This is a genomic window from Paraburkholderia sp. D1E, from assembly GCF_052682275.1.
The window spans coordinates 4,065,959-4,086,701 of sequence record NZ_JBQYMB010000001.1; the positions used below are offsets into that span (position 1 = coordinate 4,065,959).

A 20,743-nucleotide genomic window follows, 5' to 3' on the forward strand; every position below is an offset into this window, starting at 1 on the left:
ATGTCCGTGTACGTACCGCGTTGAAACGTGACCGGACCGCCTGCGCACTTCCCTGCCTGCTTATCAACGGCGGGCCGATTCGTCCGGCTTCATCTTCGGTTCTCACGCGCGGGTTTTCGCTCATGACCAGTGCGCCGGCACCCAGACATTCCCCACCCAGTGGCCCGGCACCCACACTACAGGGCGCGGCGCAGGCGCCACATAGACAACGCGCGGGGCGACATACACAGCAGGCGGCGGGGGCGGCGGAATGTAGACAACCGGAGGAGGCGGCACATACACAACTGGCGGCGGCACGACAACAACCGGCTTCGGCGCAACCACAACCGTCGTGCTGCCTGTCGTAACGACACCCGTGGTCACGACGGTCCCGCTTGTCGTCACCGTGTTGCCATGTGTCCCCGTCGTACTTGTCGACGTCGTAACGACGCCCGGCGCAACACGCGTCGCCGTACCGGAGTGATCGACGGTGGCGCCATCGGACCCTGTCACCGTGCCGGAACGCGAACACGAAGCGCCCGCGCAGTTTGCGGAGGCCGAATGGTTGACCGTGTTGCCGTTTGATCCGGTGATCGACCCAGACGACGAATACTGGCCAGGCGCGGTTTTGGTCACATCGCCGGAGGTGGTGGCTGTTTTGCCGTCCGGCCCGGTGAGCGTGCCGGTATGCGAACAGCTGCCACCCGCGCAGTTGGTGTCGCCCGCATGCTGGACCTGGTTGCCGTAGCGCCCCGTCGCCGTGCCTGAATTCGAGAATTGGCCGGGCGCGTTGCGGGTCACCGTGCCGGTATTGGTCGCCACGCCGCCGTAGGGCCCCGCCACGCCGCCAGCATGCGAACAACTGCCGCCGCCACACGAGCCGTACCGCGCGCCGTTGTAAGTGCCGCGCGAGGTGTACGCGGTGCCGTGTTGCGACCAGGCGAAAGCCGAAGCGCTGCCGAGCGCGAGCACGGTGACGGTCGCAGTAAGCACGAGCTTGCGCAGCGGGCCGCGCATGGATGCGGCGGTCGCTACGGAGACGGGGGAAGCGGCGGTGGCTGGGACGACGAACGAATCATGTTTCACGGTATGTCCTTCCTGATTTCGGGCCACTTCTGCGCACTGCGGCGTGGCGACAAACGGACTATAGAAGGACGCGTGGTTTTAATCAGCAGCGAAGATATGTCGCCCTGTTTCACCACCAAAGAGGCCCGCTGGACAAGGGTTTGCAGGCAATCCGAACGTGCCGCGACATAGGCCGACATAAATTGTTTCAGGTCGGGCTGAGTACGTGACGCCCACGTGCCACACACAGAGTCAAACGCGGCGGCAAGCCATGTTCGACATCACCGCGACACTTTTCCGAAATACACATGTCGTAGGGTTCGATGAATGCCACGGCGAAAACCGCTGGCGTATCACCCCGCTTACTCTTCTTCAAGAGGCGCTCATGTCGACAAAACGCGAGTCGAAATCCAAAGCCAAGGTGAAAGAAAGCACGGCGAAAGCAGAAGGGAAACGAAAACCGGCCAGCAAGGCAGCGGCATCCGGCAAAAAGGCCACTGCGCCCACCCGCGGCTCAAACCCGCCTGCCGCAACGGCCACCACGTCGGCGCTCCGTCCGCGAATGCTGGACAAGCCCGTGTTCGCCCAGCCTCAGCCGACCGCGGACCCGACGGTGTTTCGTGTGCCCCATCCATCGGATGATGCGGCCTACAAGGAAATCGACAAGCTCAATGCGGAGCACAAACTGTTTCCGTTGCCGTTTCCCGCGCCGAGAGGCGGCGTGGAGCCCCAGCTCACGCTGGCCGAGGTCATGGGCGGCAATGCTACCGCCATCGACAGAATCACAGCCAACGGACAACTGGTATTTCACGCGCTAGGAGATTGCGGCAATACGAAAGGCCCCGCGACCCAAAACGAAGTGGCCGACAAATTGACCGCGGACTTCAACGAAACCAATGCCAGTGAGGTACCGCAGTTCGCGTTGTTACTTGGCGACGTCGTCTATAGCTTCGGCGAGGGCCAGTACTATTACGATCAGTTTTACGAACCGTATCGGGACTACCCCGCACCGATCCTCGCCTGCGCCGGCAACCATGACGGCATGGTTTCGCCGGAAGCGCACGCCGCGAGTCTCACCGCGTTCCTGCGAAATTTTTGCGCGGATACGTTCGCCGTTTCGCCCGAAGCCGGCGGATTGTCGCGCACCGCGCAAATCCAGCCCGGCGTGTTCTTCACGCTCGATGCGCCATTCCTGCGCGTGCTGGTGATTTACAGCAACACACTCGAAGATCCCGGTGTGATTTCAGACCCGAACATCGGACGCACGCAGCTCGACTTTCTCGACGCCGCGCTCAAACGCGTCAAAGCCGAGAAGTTCGCCGGCGCACTGCTGATCGCGGATCATCATCCGCCATACTGCGCGGGCGGACACGGATCGAGCGTCGCTATGCTGGCGCAGATCGACAAGGTGTGCGAAGCCAACGGCGTGTGGCCACATGCATTTCTTTCCGGCCACGCCCACAATTATCAACGCTTCACGCGCACGAGAAGTGCGGACGGCACGCAGATTCCATATCTCGTATGCGGCAACGGCGGACATGGTTTGATCAAGCTTGCCGCGCAGGGCGCGCCCGCCATCCGCGCGCCACAAGTCATGCAGGCTGCGTCCACCACCACGGATCAGGTCGTACTGGAAAACTACGACGACACCAATTACGGTTATCTGCGCCTGGTCGTCACCGCGACGCAGTTACGTATCGAGTATCACTCGGCGTCCGACGGTCTCAGCACGAAAGCGCCTAACGACTATGTGACAGTCAACCTTGACGAACGTAAAGTGGCTCATTTCGTTGCGCCGGATATGGGGCATCCGATGGCCGCAAGGGCCGTGCGTGCGTTGATGGGGCGCTAGTGCCGCAAGACAGGCGCCCTACGCCCGGTTCCAGCATGCTTCACCCGAACCTCGCATTGATGCGACGTTCAAGGCGCCACGACTACGCTTTTCCGTAAACCCACGTTTATGCGAAATCACCTGTTTTTACCGGGGCAAAACAATGTAATCTCTCGGTTTTCTTCCTGCGTCAAAACAGATGAGTCGAGCGTCGGCGAACGAACAACTGCAACAAACGGTGGCACACATGTGGCGCCGGCCTATCGTTCTTCGTTTGCGCTGCACCGTGGTGCTACTGGCGTGCGGGATCGCCGCCTTCGCACACCCCGCTCTCGCAGCCGAATCCGCGTGCGGCGCGGAAGCGGGCCCAGCCGGCCGGCCCTCCGTCGGTCTCGTGCTCTCAGGCGGTGGCGCGCGCGGCTATGCGCACCTCGGCGTATTGAAGGTGCTCGAGGAAAACCGCATTCCGGTCGACTGTATCGCCGCCACTAGCATGGGCGCGGTAGTCGGCGGCCTGTACGCGAGCGGTATGACGGCGCAGGATATGCAAAACCGCCTCACGGGAATCAATCTCGCGGACATCGCGTTCGACGTCACCGAGCGCGCCGATCTGCCGCAATCGCGCCGTGAGGACGAGCGGCTATATGTGAATAGCCTTTCGCTCGGCTACGGCGCCAATGGCTTCCGTCTGCCGGTGGGGCTGGTCCAGGGCAATCGCCTGCAAGCGCTGCTGCAGGACTGGACCTCCGCCGTGCCGGGCAGTGTTTCGTTCGACCGGCTGCCGATCCCCTATCGCGCGATCGCCACCGATCTGCGCACCGGCCAGAAGGTGGTGCTCGATCACGGTTCGCTGCCGCAGGCGATTCGGGCCAGCATGGCGTTGCCCGGCCTGTTCGCGCCGGCCGACATTGACGGGCGCACGCTGGTGGACGGCGGTATCGTCAGCAATCTGCCCATCGAAACGGCGCGCGACATGGGCGCGAACGTCGTGATCGCCGTCGATATCGGCTCGCCGCTGCGGCCGCTGGATGCACTGGCGTCACCCGCCGACGTGATGCAGCAGATGATCGGCATCCTGATCCACCAGAACGTTGCGCGCCAGCGTGAACAGTTGCAAGCCGGTGACGTACTGATCGAACCGGCGCTCGGCTCGCTGAGCTTCACCGATTTCGCCAACGCGAGCCAGGCGATCGCGGCTGGCGCCGCCGCCACGCGTGCGGTACTGCCGCAGCTTCAGCATCTGGCGCTCTCGCCCGCCGACTACGCCGCGTGGCGCGCCCGGCATGCGGTGCCCGCAACGCATCCGGTGCGGATCACGCAGATCGAGATCGCCTCGCAAGGCGTGGTGCCCGAGGCACGCATTCGCGCCGCGTTGCACGTCAAACCCGGCGACGTGTACGATCCCGCCGCACTCAACAAGGACTTGCTGGCGCTCTCCACTGCCGGTGATTTCGACAGCGTGAGCCAGCAACTCGTCGACGACGGCGATGAGCACAAGCTCGTGATCGTCGCGCAGCAGAAACAGTGGGGACCGAATTTCCTGCTGTTCGGGCTCGGTCTCTCGAGCAGTTCGACGGATGAAGGCGGCTTCCGGCTGCATCTCGGTTATCGCCGCCCGTGGCTCACTTCGTCAGGGCTCGAAGGGCGAGTGGACGGCACTGTCGGCAGCGATCTGATCAACCTGCATGCGGAGCTGCGGCAGCCGCTGTCGAGTTCTTTCGGCTATTACGTGGCGCCCTATCTCGAGTTTCAGCGCCGCTACGCCAACCTCTACGACGACTCCGGCGACGTCAAGGTTACGCAATACCGCTTGCAGACCGAGCGCGTCGGGGTCGATTTGGGCCTGCCACTCGCGCGTCTCGGCGACTTCCGTATCGGCGTGGCATACGCACATGGCTTCGCCTCGCCGCAATACAACTTACCGCTCGAGGACGGGCCTAACTCGCCGCTGCTGTTCCCCGACATTTACGGGCGGCAGCTCAGCGCGCGCGCACGTCTCGTGATCGATCAGCTCGACGATCCGCTGTTTGCGCGCAAGGGTTATTTCGGCGAACTACGCGTAGAGCGTTCGCTGTTCGCGGGCAGCGATAGTTTCACCGAGGTATACGGGAAAAGCATTGTCGCGGCGAGCTACGGACGGCATAGCATCAACGCGAGTATCGAAGCGGGCAACGATTTCGGCGGCACCAACCTGACGAACCCGTTCGGCTTCACGCTAGGCGGTTTTCAGCATCTGTCGGCCTACGCCGCCGATCAACTGTCCGGCAATTCAATGGCGTACGGCCAGGTCACGTACATGAATCAGCTCGCCACGTTTAACGCGTCGCCGATTCGTGGCCTGTATGCAGGGTTGAGCATTGAAGCCGGTAACGTCTGGAACCGCGATTCGCAGTTCGGAAGCGGGCCGCTGAAGCGCAGCGTGACGGCGTTCACCGCGCTGACCAGTTCATTCGGACCGATCTATCTGGGCGTAGCGTTTGCACCGGGCGGTCGCCATAACTTTTACTTCCAGTTGGGACACACCTATTGAAGCTGCGTAGGCACGGTGTGTTTCACGCCACCGTGCCTACCGGCCAGCTCATTTCGAAACGCGCGCCGCCGAGCGTCAACGGATCGGTGACGGCGATACGGCCGTGATGGGCGCGCAGCACCTGTTGCGTAATCGCGAGACCTAAGCCGTAGCCGCCGGTCTGACGATCGAGCCGCACGAAGGCATTGAAAATGCGCTCGCGTTGATCGGGTGGCACGCCGGCACCGTCGTCTTCCACGTAGATTTCCACATTGCCATGCTTGACGCACAGGCCGACCGTGATCCGCGAATGTGCGTATTTGCTGGCATTGCGCAGCAAGTTACGCATTGCGTAGGACATCAGGCGTTTGTCCATCACTACGCGTAGCGGCGTGTCCACGTCTACTTGCGCGACGAGTTGCTTGTCCGCGTACAACAACGTGGCGTCGGTAATCTGGCTGTCGAACCATGCCGTGAGCAAGGTGGCTTCGAGGTTCGATTGCAGGGAGCTGTATTCGAGGCGCGCGTAGGTCAGGCTCATATCGATGAGCTCATCGAGTTCGGTAACGTCCTGAGCGATGCTTGCCAATGCGCTGTTGTATTCGGCCGCGGACGCGGGTTCGCGGAGGTTCTCCAACGCAAAACGCACGCGGGCCAGGGGCGTGCGGAGTTCGTGGGAGATGCCATTGGTGAGTTCGCGCTGTGCGGCGATCAGGCGTTCCATGCGCTCGGCCAGGGCGTTTAACGTGCGGGCCAGTGGACCGATGATGACGCTGTGCGATTCGCGGGCGCGAGTGTTGAAGCGGCCGCCCGTGAAGTCGATTGCGCGTTCGCGGACCATGACGAGGTCTAGCCAGACTGGGCGCATCCAGCGGTAGGCTGTTATCGCCGGTAGCAGTAGTGTTACCAATGCGATTGGTATGGATGCTTTTGCTGTTGTTAATGCTTGCCAGAGCGATGGCGATGTTTTTAGTGTCAGGTTTAAGGTTGTTATCGATGCCGCCAGTACTAGCAATGTCAGTGTTAGCAGGCGTGTGTAGACACGGACGTATAGCCTCGACCAGCTGGGGATTCTGTCTGCTCGGGTGTCTGTCCAGGAGCGGCTGAAGCGGCGCCAGCGCCATTTTCCATAGCGGTAGGGGGTTAGTTTTTTTTGCTCCGCTGGGGGTGGCATTTTGGTTTCTTCGCTTTTTTTGTTGCGATTGTGGTCTATTCGCGTTGCCCCTGTGCGGAGCGGCACTTACTTTCTTTGCCGCCGCAAAGAAAGATAAGCAAAGAAAGCGGCTTCACACCGCTAATTCTTAAGCGGGTTCCCCGCACAGTCGCGGTAGTGGTGCATCTGGAATCTGGGTTCTCGCACATTCCACCTCGGTGACAAGGCCGTCATACTTCCGGCGGCGCTGCGCGCGCCGAAGCGTAGTTCTTAAAACCGGCGGGGCGGTGGTTTGGTTCCTCTCGCGATGCGGGTGGTTTAGCTTGCGCTGGCTTGCGGTTTTTTGCCTGCCTTTTCGGTTGCGCCTTACGTTCCCGGTTGAGGGTGTCCGGAATTTTGTGTAAACGGGTATTGATTTAACCCGGTAACAGGCGGTCTTCGAACTGGATAGTGAAGCGGTTCAGGGCTGCCTTCCAGTCCCGGATCGGCATCGACCACTTCTTGCTGATGTTGTTAAGTGCCAGGTAAAACAGCTTGGTCACGGCCTCGTCGGTCGGGAACGAACTGCGGGTTTTGATCACCTTGCGCAGGCTCATGTTGATCGATTCGATGGCATTGGTGGTGTAGATCACCTTCCGGATCTCCGGCGGATAGTCGAAGAACGGAATGACGCGTGCCCAGTTGCGCCGCCAGCTCTGCCCGATGGACGGATAGTCCTTGTCCCACGTGGCTTCGAAGGCACTCAGCTTCTGCTCGGCCAGCTCGACCGTCGATGAAGTGTAGATCGTCTTCAGGTCGGCGGCGACCTCGCGCTGCACCTTCCAGGACACGAAGTTCAGACTGTTGCGCACCATATGCACGATGCACAGTTGAACTGCTGCCTTCGGATAGACTGCTTCGATGGCTTCGGGGAAGCCCTTGAGCCCATCGACACAGGCAATAAAAATGTCCTGCACGCCGCGCGTTTTCAGCTCGGTCACCACCTGCAGCCAGAACTTCGCGCCCTCGGTCTGGGCGATCCACAGCCCCAGGACTTCCTTGTGGCCGTCCATGTTCACGCCGATGGCGAGATAGACCGCCTTGGTCCGTACAGCACCGCTGTCGCGCACCTTGACGTGGATGCAGTCGAGATAAACGATGGGGTAAAGCGCGTCGAGCGGGCGGGCTTGCCAGGCCTTCACATCCTCGCTCACCGCGTCTGTTACGGCCGAGATGAGCGTGGGCGACACCTCGGTACCGTACATTTCTTCCAGATGCCCCTGAATCTCCCGCACGCTCAGGCCGCGGGCATATAGCGAGATGATCTTGTCGTCAAAGCCCGACCAGCGCGTCTGATGACGACTCACCAGCTTCGGCTCGAACGCACCCTGACGGTCACGCGGGATATCGAGCGGCAACTCGCCAAACTCCCCCTGCAACGTCTTGGCGCTATGGCCGTTGCGGGTGTTGCCCGTGGCATTGGTGACCGCTTCGCTCTTGCCGTGGCCCAGGTGTTCGGACATCTCCGTCTCTAGCGCCCGTTCAACCAGCATCTTCGTGAGCTGCTTGAGCAGGCCGTTCTCGCCAATCAGGTCCTCTGGTTTCTGGTAGTTCGCCAGCAGGCTGTCGGCCAGCTTGACGAGCTCAGGGTCGGGTTTCACGCGTTTGTTGCGTTTCGCTACGGTCATCGTCGCTCCTGATTACTGGCAGTCTCCTGCCAAATGACCGTTTACACAAAACTAATTACACCCTCTCCCGGTTCGATTCCTGTTACCCCTACGCCCTCTGGACAAACGCCAGTGTTCGCTCCGCTACCGTGTCGCGTTCGTTGTCTAGTGTGATCATGTGGTAGCTGTCGGTCAAGCGCACAAAGGTCACCGAACGGCTTCCCAGGTGCTCGCACACGAATTCCGCGGAGCGGATGCTCGTTACTTCGTCCTCTTCCGAATGCATGACCAAGGTCTCGCAAGTTACGCGTCCCAAGGCTCGCTTCACCGCGAAGCGCATCCAGTCGACCTGCTCGATCGCCGCCAACGGCACGTACGGATAGTGGATGCCGCTCCCCTTCTGCAAATGGCGGCGGATCAGGTTGCGAATGCGCGTGTTCTTGATGCCAAACGGCTCGCCCTCAGGCACGCGAATCAATCGGCGTAGCCCCGGCACGCAGTACATCAGGTAACGCAACGGTCGCAGACGTGAACCGCCCCAGCCGTCAAGGAATAATGGCGGCGACAGCAGAATCAGGCGCCCCGTCGTCATGCGCTCGCGCGCACTCAACATCAATGCAAGTAACGCACCCATCGAAATGCCCGCAACGTCGACTCGCTCATAACGTGTCATCAGGTCGCGATACGTGCGGCTCAGCAGTTGCATGTAGTCGCTCAGCGTCACGCGGCTCAACGCGTCCGGGTTCGAACCGTGGCCCGGCAGCGACGGCAAATGCACGTCGCAACCGATCTGCTCGAACTTGCGGTCGAGCGCGCCGAAATCATGGCGCGTGCCACCCAAGCCGTGAATCATCAACACAGCATGGCGGGAAATGGGGGAAACGCGAGCGGACATCACTAAGCCTGTCGTTGCACAAGCCTGCGATGCTAATCATCACCGCCTCAAATGACTGTCAATTTGAGGCGGTGTTTGTGGAGTTTTGTCGGCCGATATTTCGACGTATTACGCAATCGAAACTCAACGCCAACCCATCCGAACCGTAACCACGACGCAACGCAACTCCATCTGACCCGAACCGGAACCGCTGCCGCAATGCAACGCTACTCCATCTCACCCGAACCGCAGCGCCACCGCGGCCACCGCGAGAGCATTTAATCCCATGCCAGCTTGCTGAACTGATAGCCCTTGCCGCGCACCGTCTTGATGCGCTGCGGAGTGCCCGCGTCGTCATGCAGCTTGCGGCGCAGCTTGGATACGCCGCCGTCGATCGAGCGGTCGAGGCCGTCGAACTCGATACCGCGCAGTTGCCGCATCAACTCGTCGCGGCTCACCACCTCGCCCGCGCAACTCACCAAGGCCCACAGTAAATCGAATTCGGCCGATGTCAGATCGGGCAAGCTGCCGTCCGGCAGTTTGACGGTGCGGTTTGCCCGGCTGATCTCGAACTTGCCGAACGTGTAGCTCTCGGGTTGGCTGGCCTCCGGCGCGCGCGCGGTCACGCGGCGCAACTGCGCCTTGATGCGCGCCAGCAGCACGCGTGGCTCGACAGGCTTATGCACGTAGTCGTCCGCGCCGAATTCGAGGCCCAGCACTTCGTCGAACTGCTCGTCGCGAGCGGTCACCATGATGATCACGCCGTTGAATTGCTCGCGCGCTTCGCGGCAAATCTGGAAACCGTCCTTGCCAGGCAGGTTCACGTCGAGAATCACGAGATCCGGGCGGCGCTTGAGAATGGCCGGCACGGCGTCGTTGCCGTGCAGCACGGTCTCGACTTCGTATTCGTGTTTGCGCAGATAACCGGCGACCAAGGCGGACAGGCGGTCATCGTCTTCGACAAGCAGGATCCGGAATGGCATGGGACGAATCGTTCAAGGCTGAGACTGTTTCAATAGCGGCGGGCAACGGCGCAACCGTACGGCGCAGACCGGCGGGCAACGGCCGGACGAGTCGGCTCGACGCACAGCATAGCGGATGCGCCGCACATCATGCGACACACCCGACAAAACTCGACAAATGCACAAGCAATTCGACACGGACACGCGATCCGCGCCGCTAGCATCCCCTCGGTCGAAATAGCCCAAGGATCCGCCGTGACGACTGTTTCCAACGAAGGGGCTCGCGCCCGCTCAGCGTGGTTCGCAAGAGCCATTGCATCCTTTGCGGTCATTCAGCAAGCCGCTCACGCACTCTATCCCGGCACCGGCGTATTTCATCGCTGGCGCCGCATGCGCCTGTGGCTGCGCTCGCTGATGTCGTGGCGCTCAACGCAAGTATGGCTCGAACGCTGCGCCATTTCGCCTTTGCACGATCTGGTGCAACGTCATCCCACCGCGCTCGAGCGCATGCATCGGCCGTTCCTTCATACCCGCTTCAGCCCGCGAGAACGCCTCACGGCAAGCCTCGATCATCATGCGCTGACACAGCAGCGCGTGCCGCAACTCGCCGCGCGCATCGCCGCAACCGGCTCGGCGCCAATCGCATTTTTCGACGTCGGCGCCGAACGCTGGCATGTGTCGCTCGAGTCGATCGAACAGTTTCAGAAGGAAGGTGACTGGACCTTGTGCATCCGCGATGCGCGGGACCAGCGCATCGTCTCCTGCACTTTCAGTCTCGCCTATCTCGGCGGCAAAGTGCGGCGGCCACGTCTTTGCGTCGGCTCCGTGCAGGGTCCGGACCATACGGTCAACGGCCGCGAGCTGTTTCGCGCGCTTACCAAGCGGTGGTATGGACTCCGGCCGAAAGTGCTGGTGATTTACCTTGCGCAATGTGTCGCCGCGGCGCTCGACGTGGGGGGCACCTTCATCGTCTCGAAGCAGGCGCACATCTATGCGAACTGGCGCTATTGCCTGAGAAAGCGCCGCGTGGCCGCCGACTACGATCAACTGTCAATCGAGTGTGGAGCGCTCGCGCGCTGGAATGGCTGGTTCGTCCTCGCACCGCCGGCGCGCTATCTGGCCGAACGCCAGGATCACAATACCGGCAACGCAACCCGCCGCAAGCGCTACGCATTGCGAAGCGCACTCGCCGCCCAGATTCGCCGCAGCGTCGAAGCAAGCAGGACGCGTTGACACTGCACGCCTCGCGTTGTTGCTTGAATCCATTGCGAGTTTTTTATTGACAAGACATGCGTCAAAACGGCACACTCATTCGCATGTTGACGCACATCTCCATCGCCTTCGCGATTAAAAACCCAACAATGCATGCCACGATCGGCAGGCATTTGGGAGCACGTGCGCGTTAGCAGTCTGAATCTGCAAAACAAGACCCAAAGGCCCCGCCGGTAACGGAAGGGGCCTTTTGTTTTGTGGGCGCCTCCGTCCACCGGCTCGATGACGGAGAGCAAGATGGATCAGGCAAGCCCGCAGTGCATGGATGACGACCCAAGTCTGTCCGCCTATCAACAGGATGAGCATCTACCGAAGGTAGTCGTGCATTTTTCCGTAGTGCCAGGCGCAACGCTGACATGGCGTGTCGATGCCGACAGCACGCTCCGCGTGCAAGGCGCGCGCCTATGGCTCACGCGCATCAACTCGCCGTACGATCATTGGCTCGAACCGGGCAACGAGTTCCGGCTGCGACGCCGCGAACGCGTGTGGCTCAGCACGGATAGCGAACGCGCCGCGCGCGTGTCGTTGAGTTATGCGTTGTCCGTCAGGCCTGGCCTCATCAGGCGTTGGCCAGGACGGCTCGCATGGTTGGGCCTGGAGGCGCCGGCGGCCCGGTAGCGTGCCTCGTCGCGACTCGATGATCGAGCTTTCGTACCGCAGAAAAGCAAACACCCCTGCAGTGAGGGGTGTTTGCCGGTCAGCCATGCCGGCTCCGGGGAGCCAGGCATGCCGTGTCGCGCGGCTACGCCGTACTGTTTGAGCGTGTGCCGTTTACTGGCATGGCACTTACTGCGCCGCCTATTGTGGTGTCACCTGCACGGCCGCGGCTGAAACGAAAACCGCATGAATCGTATCGCCGACCTTGACACCCTTCAGATCGACGTCCGGTCCGACTTCAAGCGTTTGCGTCTGATACGCGCCGCGCAGTGTAACGAGGCGCTTCTTGTGATCGATCTTCTGCACGGTGGCGAGCACTTCGACCTGACGCGCGGATGCATAACCACCCGAGGCCGGGGCATATACCTGCGTATCGACGCGGGCACGAATACCTTTGTCCGCACCGGTGACCTTGTCGGCCTTCACCAGCAACGCATTCTTGTACAGCACGTCCACCCGATCGCCGATCTTCAGTTGATCGAAGCCGGCGACTTGCTGGCTCACCAGCACGACCACCGCATTGCCGCCCGGCCCTTTGAGCGTGAGCGTGCGGCTGCCTGGATCGATACCGACGATCTCCGCCTTCACATGCACCGGTTGCACTGCGCTGACGATGCCCTGCGCGGCACTGGCCATTGGGTCTTGCGCCCACACCGGTTGCGCCGCGGCGAAGCCCGCTACCACCAACGCTGCTCCAATCGTCGCTGCTTTCATCTACGCTCTCCTCGAGAAATTGTCCGATCTGGCGTTACGGCGATCTGAAACCACAGGATGCCGATTAACACCGCGAATACATACATCTTCAGGATGTTGCTTATTAAAGCGGAGGTACGGCGCAATGATTGTACATGCCTTACAGGAAGCTACGACTGTTTATAGGGTGATTTTTAAATCAACGCACAAAATGATGCGAAAGTGCCGTGGCACGGCGTCACAGCGGCATCTTTCCAGTTGACAGCGTCGCTTTAATCTTCTTGTCCATTGATATACAGAGGCAATACTTAATATGCGAAAAGCATTAAACGCATACTGCATGACAGCCCGGTTTTTATTATTCTGTTGATCGACGGTAATCGCCGCAATGAAGTCAAAAACCGCCACTAACACCGATTAAACACACATTCAATAGCCAGTGAACTCATGCACTGTGCAAAATAAAACAGCCCCGTCGTCTGAGCGAGGGGGCTGTTTATCATGCGGCCACGGGAGCACTACACACGCAGCCTCAGCACCAACGACGCTGCCGCGCTTTCCTGCACAAACCGCAAACCATTACACCCGTTCAATCGCGATCGCGATGCCTTGACCAACGCCGATACACATCGTGCACAGTGCAAAACGGCCCTGCGTGCGGTGCAGTTGGTACATCGCGGTCGTGACCAGACGCGCGCCGCTCATGCCGAGCGGGTGGCCGAGCGCAATTGCCCCGCCGTTCGGATTCACGCGCGCGTCGTCATCGGCGACGCCGAGCGTGCGCAGCACAGCAATACCTTGCGAGGCGAATGCTTCGTTCAGTTCGATCACGTCGAACTGGTCGATGGTCATGTTCAGGCGAGCCAGCAACTTCTGCGTGGCGGGCGCCGGGCCGATGCCCATCACGCGTGGCGCGACACCTGCCGTTGCGATTCCCAGCACGCGCGCACGCGGCGTGAGGCCGAAGCGCTTCGCGGTTTCTTCGTTGGCAAGCAGCAAAGCCGCTGCGCCGTCGTTCACGCCCGATGCGTTGCCTGCCGTGACGGTGCCGTCCGGACGCACCACGCCCTTCAGTTTGGCGAGCGCTTCAAGGCTGGTTTCGCGCGGGTGTTCGTCTTGCGACACGGTGACCGGATCGCCCTTCTTCTGCGCGATCGTCACGCCGACGATTTCCTGCGCGAGCGTGCCGTCGCGTTGCGCGCGTGCGGCTTTCTGCTGACTGCGCAGCGCAAACGCGTCCTGATCAGCGCGGCTGATCTTGTAGTCGGTCGCGACGTTTTCGCCAGTCTCCGGCATCGAATCGACGCCGTACATCTGTTTCATCAACGGATTCACGAAACGCCAGCCGATCGTCGTGTCGAAGATGTCAGCCTGGCGCGAAAACGCGCTGCTTGCCTTGCCCATCACGAACGGCGCGCGACTCATGCTTTCGACACCGCCGGCCACCATCAATGCGGCCTCGCCCGACTTGATCGCGCGCGCGGCGATGCCGACGGCGTCCATACCCGAGCCGCACAGGCGGTTCACGGTGGAGCCCGGCACGCCTTGCGGCAAACCGGCCAGCAACAACGACATGCGCGCAACGTTGCGGTTGTCTTCACCGGCCTGATTGGCGCAGCCGTAGATCACGTCGTCGATCGCGTTCAAGTCGACGTTCTTGTTGCGCTCCATCAGCGCTTTGAGCGGCACCGCGCCCAGATCGTCGGCGCGAACCGACGACAGCGAACCCGCATAGCGGCCGATGGGGGTGCGAATCGCGTCGCACAGGAATGCTTCGGTCATAGGATGTCTCCAGTTGGTGTGCAGCGTACGCTGCGCCGCTTCCGGTAACCGCGAGCGGCGCCGGACGCCTGCGCGTGGCGCGAGCCGGATGCTCCGCAGCATCGACCCGGTGAGCGCAATGGGAAAGGGCCACATGGCAGCCGTCACGTCAATTCAGCTTAGCGCAGGATGGTGAACGATAGGCCCGGGAATATGGCCATTTGTTCGATATACGAACTCACGGTCATATATCGAACAACTAGTCCCGATAATAGGCGCGTGCGCGAAACCATGTCAAGCGAAGCGAATGCCGGATCAGGGAAAACGCGCAGGCCGCCGGCCAGATTGCAATGGCTACGCAAAGGATCTGAAAATTGACGCGCTCGTGCCGGTAAACGGGTTTTTAGGCCTGTCGGCACGAGGCTTTGGACCGTTCTGCTGCCCAGAATGCTCCCTGAAAACCGATCCCGACACGCGCGCTCTCAGCGAATCTGAATCCGCTCGTCCGCGATATAGCCGCGAATTACATCGGCGAAGTTGCGGTCACCGGTCAAGCCAAGCCGTTCGGCACGCGAGGGATCCCACTGCCCCGGCCAACTGCCGACAATCTTCTCTATCCGCGCATCCGGCTTCCACACAACCCGCTTCTCTGTCTCTTCGCCCGCCACCTCGCGCAGCGCCGCCATCATCTCGTCGACGCTTACCGAAATCCCCGGCAGATTCAGCACGCGCTGGTTGCCGAGCGCAGCGGCATCGAGTTCGAGTCCGGAAATCAGATTTTCGATCGCCTTGCGTGGCGACAAAAGCCACAAACGCGTCGTGCCCGCTACCGGGCACACCGCCGTTTCACCGTTCAACGGTTCGCGAATGATGCCGCTCGCAAACGACGACGCCGCCGCATTCGGTTTGCCCGGCCGCACGCTAATAGTGGGCAGCCGCAATACCCTGCCGTCGACGAAACCCCGCCGCGTGTAATCGTTGAGCAACAACTCCGCGATCGCCTTTTGCGCCCCGTACGACGATTGCGGATTCAACGCGGTGTCGTTCTGCACAACCTCAGGCAGATCACCGCCGTAGACAGCCACTGAACTCGTGAACACCACACGCGGCTTGTGCCCGCGCTGCCGGCACGTTTCCAGTAGCAGGCGCGAGGCATCCAGATTGATGCGCATGCCGAGATCGAAATCCGCCTCGGCCTGCCCGCTTACGATGGCGGCAAGATGGAAGATTGCCGCGGTCCTGGCGTCGATCACCCTGTCGAGCACGCTGCGCTCGGCGATGTCGCCCACTTCCGACCGCACGCGGCTGTCGCCGAAATCGCTTCCGGGCACCACGTCGAGCAGCACCAGTTCGGTAATCGCTTGCAGCTTGCCGTGCTCATCCTTCACCGACCCGCGCGCCAACAATTCACGCGCGAGACGCTGGCCGAGAAAACCCGCACCGCCGGTAATCAATACTTTCATGATGTGCTTTGTCAGTATTAGCGAGCGGCGTTCAGATACGGCTTGAGCCAATCGAGCCCGGCCGATGTGCCGGCTCGCGGCCGGTATTCGCAACCGATGTAGCCGTCATAGCCCAGCGTGTCGATCAGATCGAACAGATACGGATAATTCAGTTCGCCGATATCGGGCTCATGGCGTTCCGGCACGCCGGCGATCTGAATGTGGCCGATGCCTGCCATATCGCGTTTGAGCTTCACCGCAAGGTCGCCTTCGACGATCTGGCAGTGATAGCAATCGAACTGCACCTTGAGATTTGGCGCGCCTACTTCCGCGCAAATTGCCTGCGCGTCGTCCTGACGGTTCAGAAAGAAGCCGGGTATATCGCGCGTATTGATCGGCTCGATCACAACGGTAATGCCTTCCGCTTGCGCGGCCGTGGCAGCATAGGCGAGATTCTTCAGATACACCTCGCGATGCCTGGCCCGCGACTGATCCGCGCCGATCAACCCGGCCATCACATGCAGTTTGCGATTACCGAGCACGCGCGTGTAGTCGAGCGCGGTTTCAATGCTGCGGCGAAATTCGTCTTCGCGGCCCGGCAGTGAAGCGATGCCGCGTTCGCCCGCGGCCCAGTCGCCGGGTGGCGCATTGAAGAGCGCCTGAGTCAGGCCGTTCGCTTCGAGCCGGGCCTTGATTTCACCTGCGCGGAAATCGTAGGGGAACAGAAACTCCACCGCTTTGAAGCCGTCTTTTGCCGCAGCGGCGAAACGGTCGAGGAACGCGTGCTCGTTGTACATCATGGTCAGGTTGGCGGCGAAGCGAGGCATGGCAACAACTCCTTGAAAAGGGTTTGGTTCAGCACGCGCAAGCTGCAATGAATGAATGCATGCTCCGCAGGCAAGATTTCGATCTCTCAATTGATGGGTCCCGGCACCTTGGGCCAAGCCGCCATCGCGTCGATCACCTGCATGTCAGTACCTGTCTGCCAGCGTGGCGCACCACCTGGCTTTGCTTTGCCGGCGTCTACCAGCGCGCGCCAAACATCGTCCGAAGTTCTTCGAGCGCCGCATCGTCGAGCGGCGCGGGCCGCGGGGTCGTCATCAGCCACAGGCGTGCGGTCTCTTCGAGTTCTTCAAGCGCATACGATGCATGCGCCACTGAACGCTCCCACACCACCGGGCCGAGGCGCTCGAGTAAAACCGCGCGAACGGTGTCCGCGAGTGCGGCGATCTGCTCGGCCACTTGTGGGTCGCCGGGGCGCTTGTAACGAATCAGGGGGACGTGCCCCACTTTCATCACGTAGTACGGGGTGATCGGCGGCAGAACATCGTTGTCGTGCCATACACCCTCAAGCGTCAAGGCAACCAGATGCGTCGAATGCGTATGGACGATGCCGCGCGCCTCGCCGTTGCGCGCATAGATGCCCCGATGCAGCGCGAGCGTTTTCGACGGTTTGCCACCGGACACCGCATTGCCGTCGAAATCGACCTTGGCGATATCGGCCGGATCGAGCCGGCCGAGGCAGGCATCGGTCGGTGTGATCAGCCAGCCGTCGTCGAGCCGCGCGCTGATGTTGCCCGCGCTGCCCACCGTGTAGCCGCGTTGATAGAGACTTGCACCGGTCACGCAAATTTCCTCGCGGACTCGTGCTTCGTTCGTCGTGTGAAGTGCAGGCGTGCCGGTCATTGCGCGGCTCCATTCAGGTGACGCAGTGCTTTTTCGAAAAAGTCGATCGCACCGAAGTTGCCGGACTTCAATGCAAGTGCAAGCGGCTCAGCGTCCGTCGTTGCGGTAGCGGGCACGCCGGGATCGATCTGCGCGCCGATCCGCAACGTGCGCACGTCCAGTGCCTGCACCACGGCGCCCGAGGTTTCACCGCCCGCCACCACGAACTTGCGCACGCCTCGCTCAAGCAAACCGCGTGCGATCGACGCCAGCGTGGATTCGACCAGGTGTCCCGCTTCATTGATGCCTAGCTCGTGTTGCACCGCTTTGACTTCGTCGGGCGTGGCAGTGGCATAGATCAGCACGGGCTCGCCTTTATCCAGGTACGGCTGTGCAAAGGCCAGCGCGTGCTCGACCACCGGATCGCCGCGCGCTGCGGCTAGTGGGTCGATGCGGAACGCGGGCCGTGCTTCGCGCCAGGCTGCCACTTGCGCATTGGTCGCTTTCGACGCGCTGCCGGCCAGCACCACCGACAATCCTGCGGCACGCGGCAACTGCGCGGCATCGCCGCCATCCGCGAGCAAACCGGCGCGATGGAAATTGCCGGGCAGACCCAGCGCAACACCGGAGCCGCCCGTGATCAGCGTGAGGTCGGCACATGCCTCGCCGAGTACATAAAGATCCGCGTCCGACACCGCGTCGGCAATCGCCATGCGCACGCCGTCGCCGCGCAATGCATCGAAGGATTCGCGTACGGCCGACACACCTTTTGCCACTGCGTCGTAACGCACGAGGCCGACTTTCGATCTGGTCTGCCGCTGGAGTACGCGCACGAGGTTCGCGTCGCGCATCGGCGTCAGCGGATGGTTTTCCATGCCCGATTCGTTCAGCAAGGTATCGCCCACGAAGAGATAGCCGCGATAGATCGTGCGGCCGTTCTCAGGAAACGCCGGGCAGGCAATCGTGAAAGCCCTTGCCCCAGCGTCGGCGGACAATGCATCGAGCAACGCATCCGTGACCGGGCCGATGTTACCGGCGTCGGTCGAATCGAACGTCGAACAGTATTTGAAAAAGAACTGGCGGCATCCTTGCGCGCGCAACCAGTCGAGCGCGGCAAGCGATTGCGCGACCGCGTCGGCGGCGGGAATCGTGCGCGATTTCAGCGCAACAACCAAAGCATCGGCTTCAACGACATCGTTCGACGCGGGCACGCCGATGGTCTGCACTGTACGCATGCCGCCGCGCACCAGCATGTTGGCGAGATCGGTGGCGCCGGTAAAATCGTCGGCGATGCAGCCGAGCAACGCAGGTCTTGACGAAGTGGTCATGGCAGGCTCCGTGCTTACTTCGCCGCCGGCAAGTCGATGCCGGGGAAAATCCTGATCACCGCGGAATCGTCTTCGCCACCATGCCCCGCGGTCGACGCCATCATGAACATCTGATGCGCAGCCGCGGACAAGGGCAACGGGAATTTCGAGCGGCGCGCGGTATCGAGCACCAGGCCGAGATCCTTCACGAAGATATCGACCGCCGAGAGCGGCGTGTAATCGCCGCTCAGAATATGCGGCACGCGATTCTCGAACATCCATGAATTGCCCGCGCTATGCGTGATGACCTCGTACAGCGCGTCAGGATCGACGCCTTCGCGCAAACCGAGCGCCATCGCCTCGGCGGCCACGGCGATATGCACGCCGGCCAGCAACTGATTGATGATCTTCACCTTCGAACCCGCACCGTGCGCCAGGCCCAGCCGATAAACCTTGCCCGCCATCGCGGCCAGCACGTCTTCGCATGCGGCGTAGGCGGCGTCCGGGCCGGACGTCATCATCGTCATTTCGCCGGACGCGGCGCGCGCCGCACCACCGGACACCGGCGCGTCGAGCATTTGCAAGCCGGCCGCTTCGATGCGCTTGCCGAGTTCGATCGCGAAGTCCGGCGCCACAGTGGCGCTCGCAATCACCACACCGCCCGGCATCATCGCTGCGACCGCACCTTGTGCGCCGAACAGCACGGCTTCGGTTTGGGCAGCATTGACAACCAGCGTGACGACCACGTCACATTGCGCACCAAGCTCGGCAGGTGATGCACAACCCACGCCGCCAGCATCGACGAATGCTTGCAAGACCTCACTGCGCAGGTCGCACGCATGAACCTGAAAGCCCGCGCGCAGCAGCGAGCGCGCGACGCCCATGCCCATCGCGCCGAGACCGATGACACCGACATTTCTGGACATGCCTGACCTCTCCGTTGGTGAGCCGTGAACGCCCGGTAGAACCCAACCCGGACCGGCTCGGTTCCGCTCAGCAAATGCCCGCTTCCGCGAGCCGCCGTGCCGCGTTGTACATATGCGTGCTCGCCGCATTGCGCGCCGCCATCGGGTCGCCCGCCCGGATCGCCGCGACGATGGCCGCATGCTCTTCACGCACCTGACGCGAGAAGTCATCGCGCAGCGCTTCGTTACCCCGCGTCACCAGGGTGCCGGCTTCGAGATACTGATTCAGGAAGGTGAGCGTCTTGAGGAAATAGGGATTGCCGGTGGCCGCGGCGATTGCGCGGTGAAAAGCAACGTCTTCGGCGACGCCGTTCTCGCCTTCGGCCACTGCTTCGTCAATCCTGGCGAGCGCCGCGTCGATCGACATCATGTCCGCGTCGCTGCGGCGCATGGCGGCTTCCGAGGCGACTTCCGCCTCGATCGCCCGCCGCAGCGCGAGAATTTGCAGCACCGAACCCGCTTCAACCGCTTCCGCGTAATCGATGCGCAGCGGCCGGATCGCCCCGTGCGCGGCGATGAACACGCCGCTGCCCTGACGCGGCTGGACCACGCCTTCGTTCTTCAGCCGCGAAATTGCCTCACGGATCACCGTGCGGCTCACGCCGAACTGCTGCGCCAGCACAGCCTCGGTCGGCAGCTTGCCGCCGCGCGCGAAGGTGCCTTTGTCGATCTGCTTAAGCAACTGCTGCGCGACGGTATCGCTCAGCGCGCGGGCAGGAATCTTGTCGAACATGCATGCCCCAACGAATCATGTTGTCGGGTCATCATACAAATTTGAGACTTTGACTGCATCCATGCAAACCCTGGTTTTTTCGAGTGATTCTTTGCGCGACATGACCAGCCAGCCACAAAGCTGATAGACGTCTCGGGCATCGGTCTATCGCAAACAACCCGGCGGCCGTGTTCGCTCAACGAAGAGCCGGACTTCAGTCGCAAGGCTTCCTGGGCCGGGTTCTGGCCGA

At 61.6% G+C, this 20,743-nt stretch carries 18 protein-coding genes; 4 read left to right on the forward strand and 14 right to left on the reverse strand.

Annotated elements, in window-relative coordinates; genetic code table 11:
* Nucleotides 1–120 precede the first annotated feature (120 nt).
* A complete protein-coding gene (locus ACUN0E_RS18215) occupies nt 121–1,065 on the reverse strand; it encodes a hypothetical protein (RefSeq protein ID WP_445567510.1) in 945 nt (314 codons plus the stop codon).
* 351 nt (nt 1,066–1,416) lie between these two features.
* On the reverse strand, nt 1,417–1,617 hold the full coding sequence (locus ACUN0E_RS18220; protein ID WP_445567511.1) for a hypothetical protein: 201 nt from the start codon (nt 1,615–1,617) through the stop codon (nt 1,417–1,419).
* 4 nt (nt 1,618–1,621) lie between these two features.
* Between ACUN0E_RS18220 and ACUN0E_RS18225 the strand changes: the two genes are divergently transcribed.
* Both ACUN0E_RS18225 and ACUN0E_RS18230 read left to right on the forward strand, forming a co-directional pair.
* Nucleotides 1,622–2,896: a metallophosphoesterase family protein gene (locus ACUN0E_RS18225; protein ID WP_445567512.1), complete on the forward strand. Its 1,275-nt coding sequence runs from the start codon at nt 1,622–1,624 to the stop codon at nt 2,894–2,896.
* A gap of 226 nt (nt 2,897–3,122) precedes the next feature.
* The gene (locus tag ACUN0E_RS18230) at nt 3,123–5,405 is read left to right on the forward strand and encodes a patatin-like phospholipase family protein (protein ID WP_445567513.1); all 2,283 of its coding nucleotides are present in this window, start codon (nt 3,123–3,125) and stop codon (nt 5,403–5,405) included.
* Between the two features lie 22 nt (nt 5,406–5,427).
* Here the strand turns inward: ACUN0E_RS18230 and ACUN0E_RS18235 are convergent, their stop codons facing one another.
* The 4 genes from ACUN0E_RS18235 to ACUN0E_RS18250 form a co-directional block, all read right to left on the reverse strand.
* Nucleotides 5,428–6,558, reverse strand: coding sequence for an ATP-binding protein (locus ACUN0E_RS18235; protein ID WP_445570471.1), 1,131 nt, complete (start codon nt 6,556–6,558; stop codon nt 5,428–5,430).
* 395 nt (nt 6,559–6,953) lie between these two features.
* Nucleotides 6,954–8,204 carry an IS256 family transposase gene (locus ACUN0E_RS18240; protein ID WP_408265345.1) on the reverse strand — a complete coding sequence of 417 codons (1,251 nt, stop codon included), beginning with the start codon at nt 8,202–8,204 and terminating at the stop codon, nt 6,954–6,956.
* A gap of 88 nt (nt 8,205–8,292) precedes the next feature.
* A complete protein-coding gene (locus tag ACUN0E_RS18245; protein WP_408237902.1) occupies nt 8,293–9,078 on the reverse strand; it encodes an alpha/beta hydrolase in 786 nt (261 codons plus the stop codon).
* Nucleotides 9,079–9,335: 257 nt separating this feature from the next.
* Nucleotides 9,336–10,040 carry a response regulator gene (locus tag ACUN0E_RS18250; protein WP_445567514.1) on the reverse strand — a complete coding sequence of 235 codons (705 nt, stop codon included), beginning with the start codon at nt 10,038–10,040 and terminating at the stop codon, nt 9,336–9,338.
* A 234-nt stretch (nt 10,041–10,274) separates the two neighbouring features.
* Between ACUN0E_RS18250 and ACUN0E_RS18255 the strand changes: the two genes are divergently transcribed.
* Together ACUN0E_RS18255 and ACUN0E_RS18260 are read left to right on the forward strand one after the other, a co-directional pair.
* Nucleotides 10,275–11,252, forward strand: a complete 978-nt coding sequence (locus ACUN0E_RS18255) for a DUF535 family protein (RefSeq protein WP_445567515.1) — start codon at nt 10,275–10,277, stop codon at nt 11,250–11,252.
* 276 nt (nt 11,253–11,528) lie between these two features.
* Nucleotides 11,529–11,909 carry a DUF2917 domain-containing protein gene (locus ACUN0E_RS18260; protein ID WP_445567516.1) on the forward strand — a complete coding sequence of 127 codons (381 nt, stop codon included), beginning with the start codon at nt 11,529–11,531 and terminating at the stop codon, nt 11,907–11,909.
* A gap of 180 nt (nt 11,910–12,089) precedes the next feature.
* Here the strand turns inward: ACUN0E_RS18260 and ACUN0E_RS18265 are convergent, their stop codons facing one another.
* The 8 genes from ACUN0E_RS18265 to ACUN0E_RS18300 form a co-directional block, all read right to left on the reverse strand.
* The gene (locus tag ACUN0E_RS18265) at nt 12,090–12,662 is read right to left on the reverse strand and encodes a hypothetical protein (protein ID WP_408335062.1); all 573 of its coding nucleotides are present in this window, start codon (nt 12,660–12,662) and stop codon (nt 12,090–12,092) included.
* 558 nt (nt 12,663–13,220) lie between these two features.
* Nucleotides 13,221–14,423, reverse strand: coding sequence for a 3-oxoadipyl-CoA thiolase (gene pcaF / locus ACUN0E_RS18270; protein WP_445567517.1), 1,203 nt, complete (start codon nt 14,421–14,423; stop codon nt 13,221–13,223).
* A gap of 461 nt (nt 14,424–14,884) precedes the next feature.
* On the reverse strand, nt 14,885–15,865 hold the full coding sequence (gene denD / locus ACUN0E_RS18275; protein ID WP_445567518.1) for a D-erythronate dehydrogenase: 981 nt from the start codon (nt 15,863–15,865) through the stop codon (nt 14,885–14,887).
* Nucleotides 15,866–15,882: 17 nt separating this feature from the next.
* The gene (otnI, locus tag ACUN0E_RS18280) at nt 15,883–16,671 is read right to left on the reverse strand and encodes a 2-oxo-tetronate isomerase (RefSeq protein WP_445567519.1); all 789 of its coding nucleotides are present in this window, start codon (nt 16,669–16,671) and stop codon (nt 15,883–15,885) included.
* A 196-nt stretch (nt 16,672–16,867) separates the two neighbouring features.
* Nucleotides 16,868–17,530 (reverse strand): 3-oxo-tetronate 4-phosphate decarboxylase, encoded by a 663-nt coding sequence (otnC, locus tag ACUN0E_RS18285; RefSeq protein WP_445567520.1) that lies wholly within the window; start codon nt 17,528–17,530, stop codon nt 16,868–16,870.
* Nucleotides 17,527–18,837: a 3-oxo-tetronate kinase gene (otnK, locus tag ACUN0E_RS18290; RefSeq protein WP_445567521.1), complete on the reverse strand. Its 1,311-nt coding sequence runs from the start codon at nt 18,835–18,837 to the stop codon at nt 17,527–17,529. Before otnK ends, otnC begins: the two co-directional genes overlap by 4 nt.
* Before the next feature lie 14 nt (nt 18,838–18,851).
* Nucleotides 18,852–19,742 (reverse strand): L-threonate dehydrogenase, encoded by an 891-nt coding sequence (ltnD, locus tag ACUN0E_RS18295; protein WP_445567522.1) that lies wholly within the window; start codon nt 19,740–19,742, stop codon nt 18,852–18,854.
* 67 nt (nt 19,743–19,809) lie between these two features.
* The gene (locus tag ACUN0E_RS18300) at nt 19,810–20,514 is read right to left on the reverse strand and encodes a FadR/GntR family transcriptional regulator (RefSeq protein ID WP_445567523.1); all 705 of its coding nucleotides are present in this window, start codon (nt 20,512–20,514) and stop codon (nt 19,810–19,812) included.
* Between the last annotated feature and the right edge of the window lie 229 nt (nt 20,515–20,743).

Coding starts and splice junctions, on each gene's coding strand:
- ACUN0E_RS18230 (WP_445567513.1), top strand. CDS start 3,123: ATGTGGCGCCGGCCTATCGTTCTTCGTTTGCGCTGCACCGTGGTGCTA.
- ACUN0E_RS18235 (WP_445570471.1), bottom strand. CDS start 6,558: ATGCCACCCCCAGCGGAGCAAAAAAAACTAACCCCCTACCGCTATGGA.
- ACUN0E_RS18240 (WP_408265345.1), bottom strand. CDS start 8,204: ATGACCGTAGCGAAACGCAACAAACGCGTGAAACCCGACCCTGAGCTC.
- ACUN0E_RS18245 (WP_408237902.1), bottom strand. CDS start 9,078: ATGTCCGCTCGCGTTTCCCCCATTTCCCGCCATGCTGTGTTGATGATT.
- ACUN0E_RS18250 (WP_445567514.1), bottom strand. CDS start 10,040: ATGCCATTCCGGATCCTGCTTGTCGAAGACGATGACCGCCTGTCCGCC.
- ACUN0E_RS18260 (WP_445567516.1), top strand. CDS start 11,529: ATGGATCAGGCAAGCCCGCAGTGCATGGATGACGACCCAAGTCTGTCC.
- ACUN0E_RS18265 (WP_408335062.1), bottom strand. CDS start 12,662: ATGAAAGCAGCGACGATTGGAGCAGCGTTGGTGGTAGCGGGCTTCGCC.
- pcaF (WP_445567517.1), bottom strand. CDS start 14,423: ATGACCGAAGCATTCCTGTGCGACGCGATTCGCACCCCCATCGGCCGC.
- denD (WP_445567518.1), bottom strand. CDS start 15,865: ATGAAAGTATTGATTACCGGCGGTGCGGGTTTTCTCGGCCAGCGTCTC.
- otnI (WP_445567519.1), bottom strand. CDS start 16,671: ATGCCTCGCTTCGCCGCCAACCTGACCATGATGTACAACGAGCACGCG.
- otnC (WP_445567520.1), bottom strand. CDS start 17,530: ATGACCGGCACGCCTGCACTTCACACGACGAACGAAGCACGAGTCCGC.
- otnK (WP_445567521.1), bottom strand. CDS start 18,837: ATGACCACTTCGTCAAGACCTGCGTTGCTCGGCTGCATCGCCGACGAT.
- ltnD (WP_445567522.1), bottom strand. CDS start 19,742: ATGTCCAGAAATGTCGGTGTCATCGGTCTCGGCGCGATGGGCATGGGC.
- ACUN0E_RS18300 (WP_445567523.1), bottom strand. CDS start 20,514: ATGTTCGACAAGATTCCTGCCCGCGCGCTGAGCGATACCGTCGCGCAG.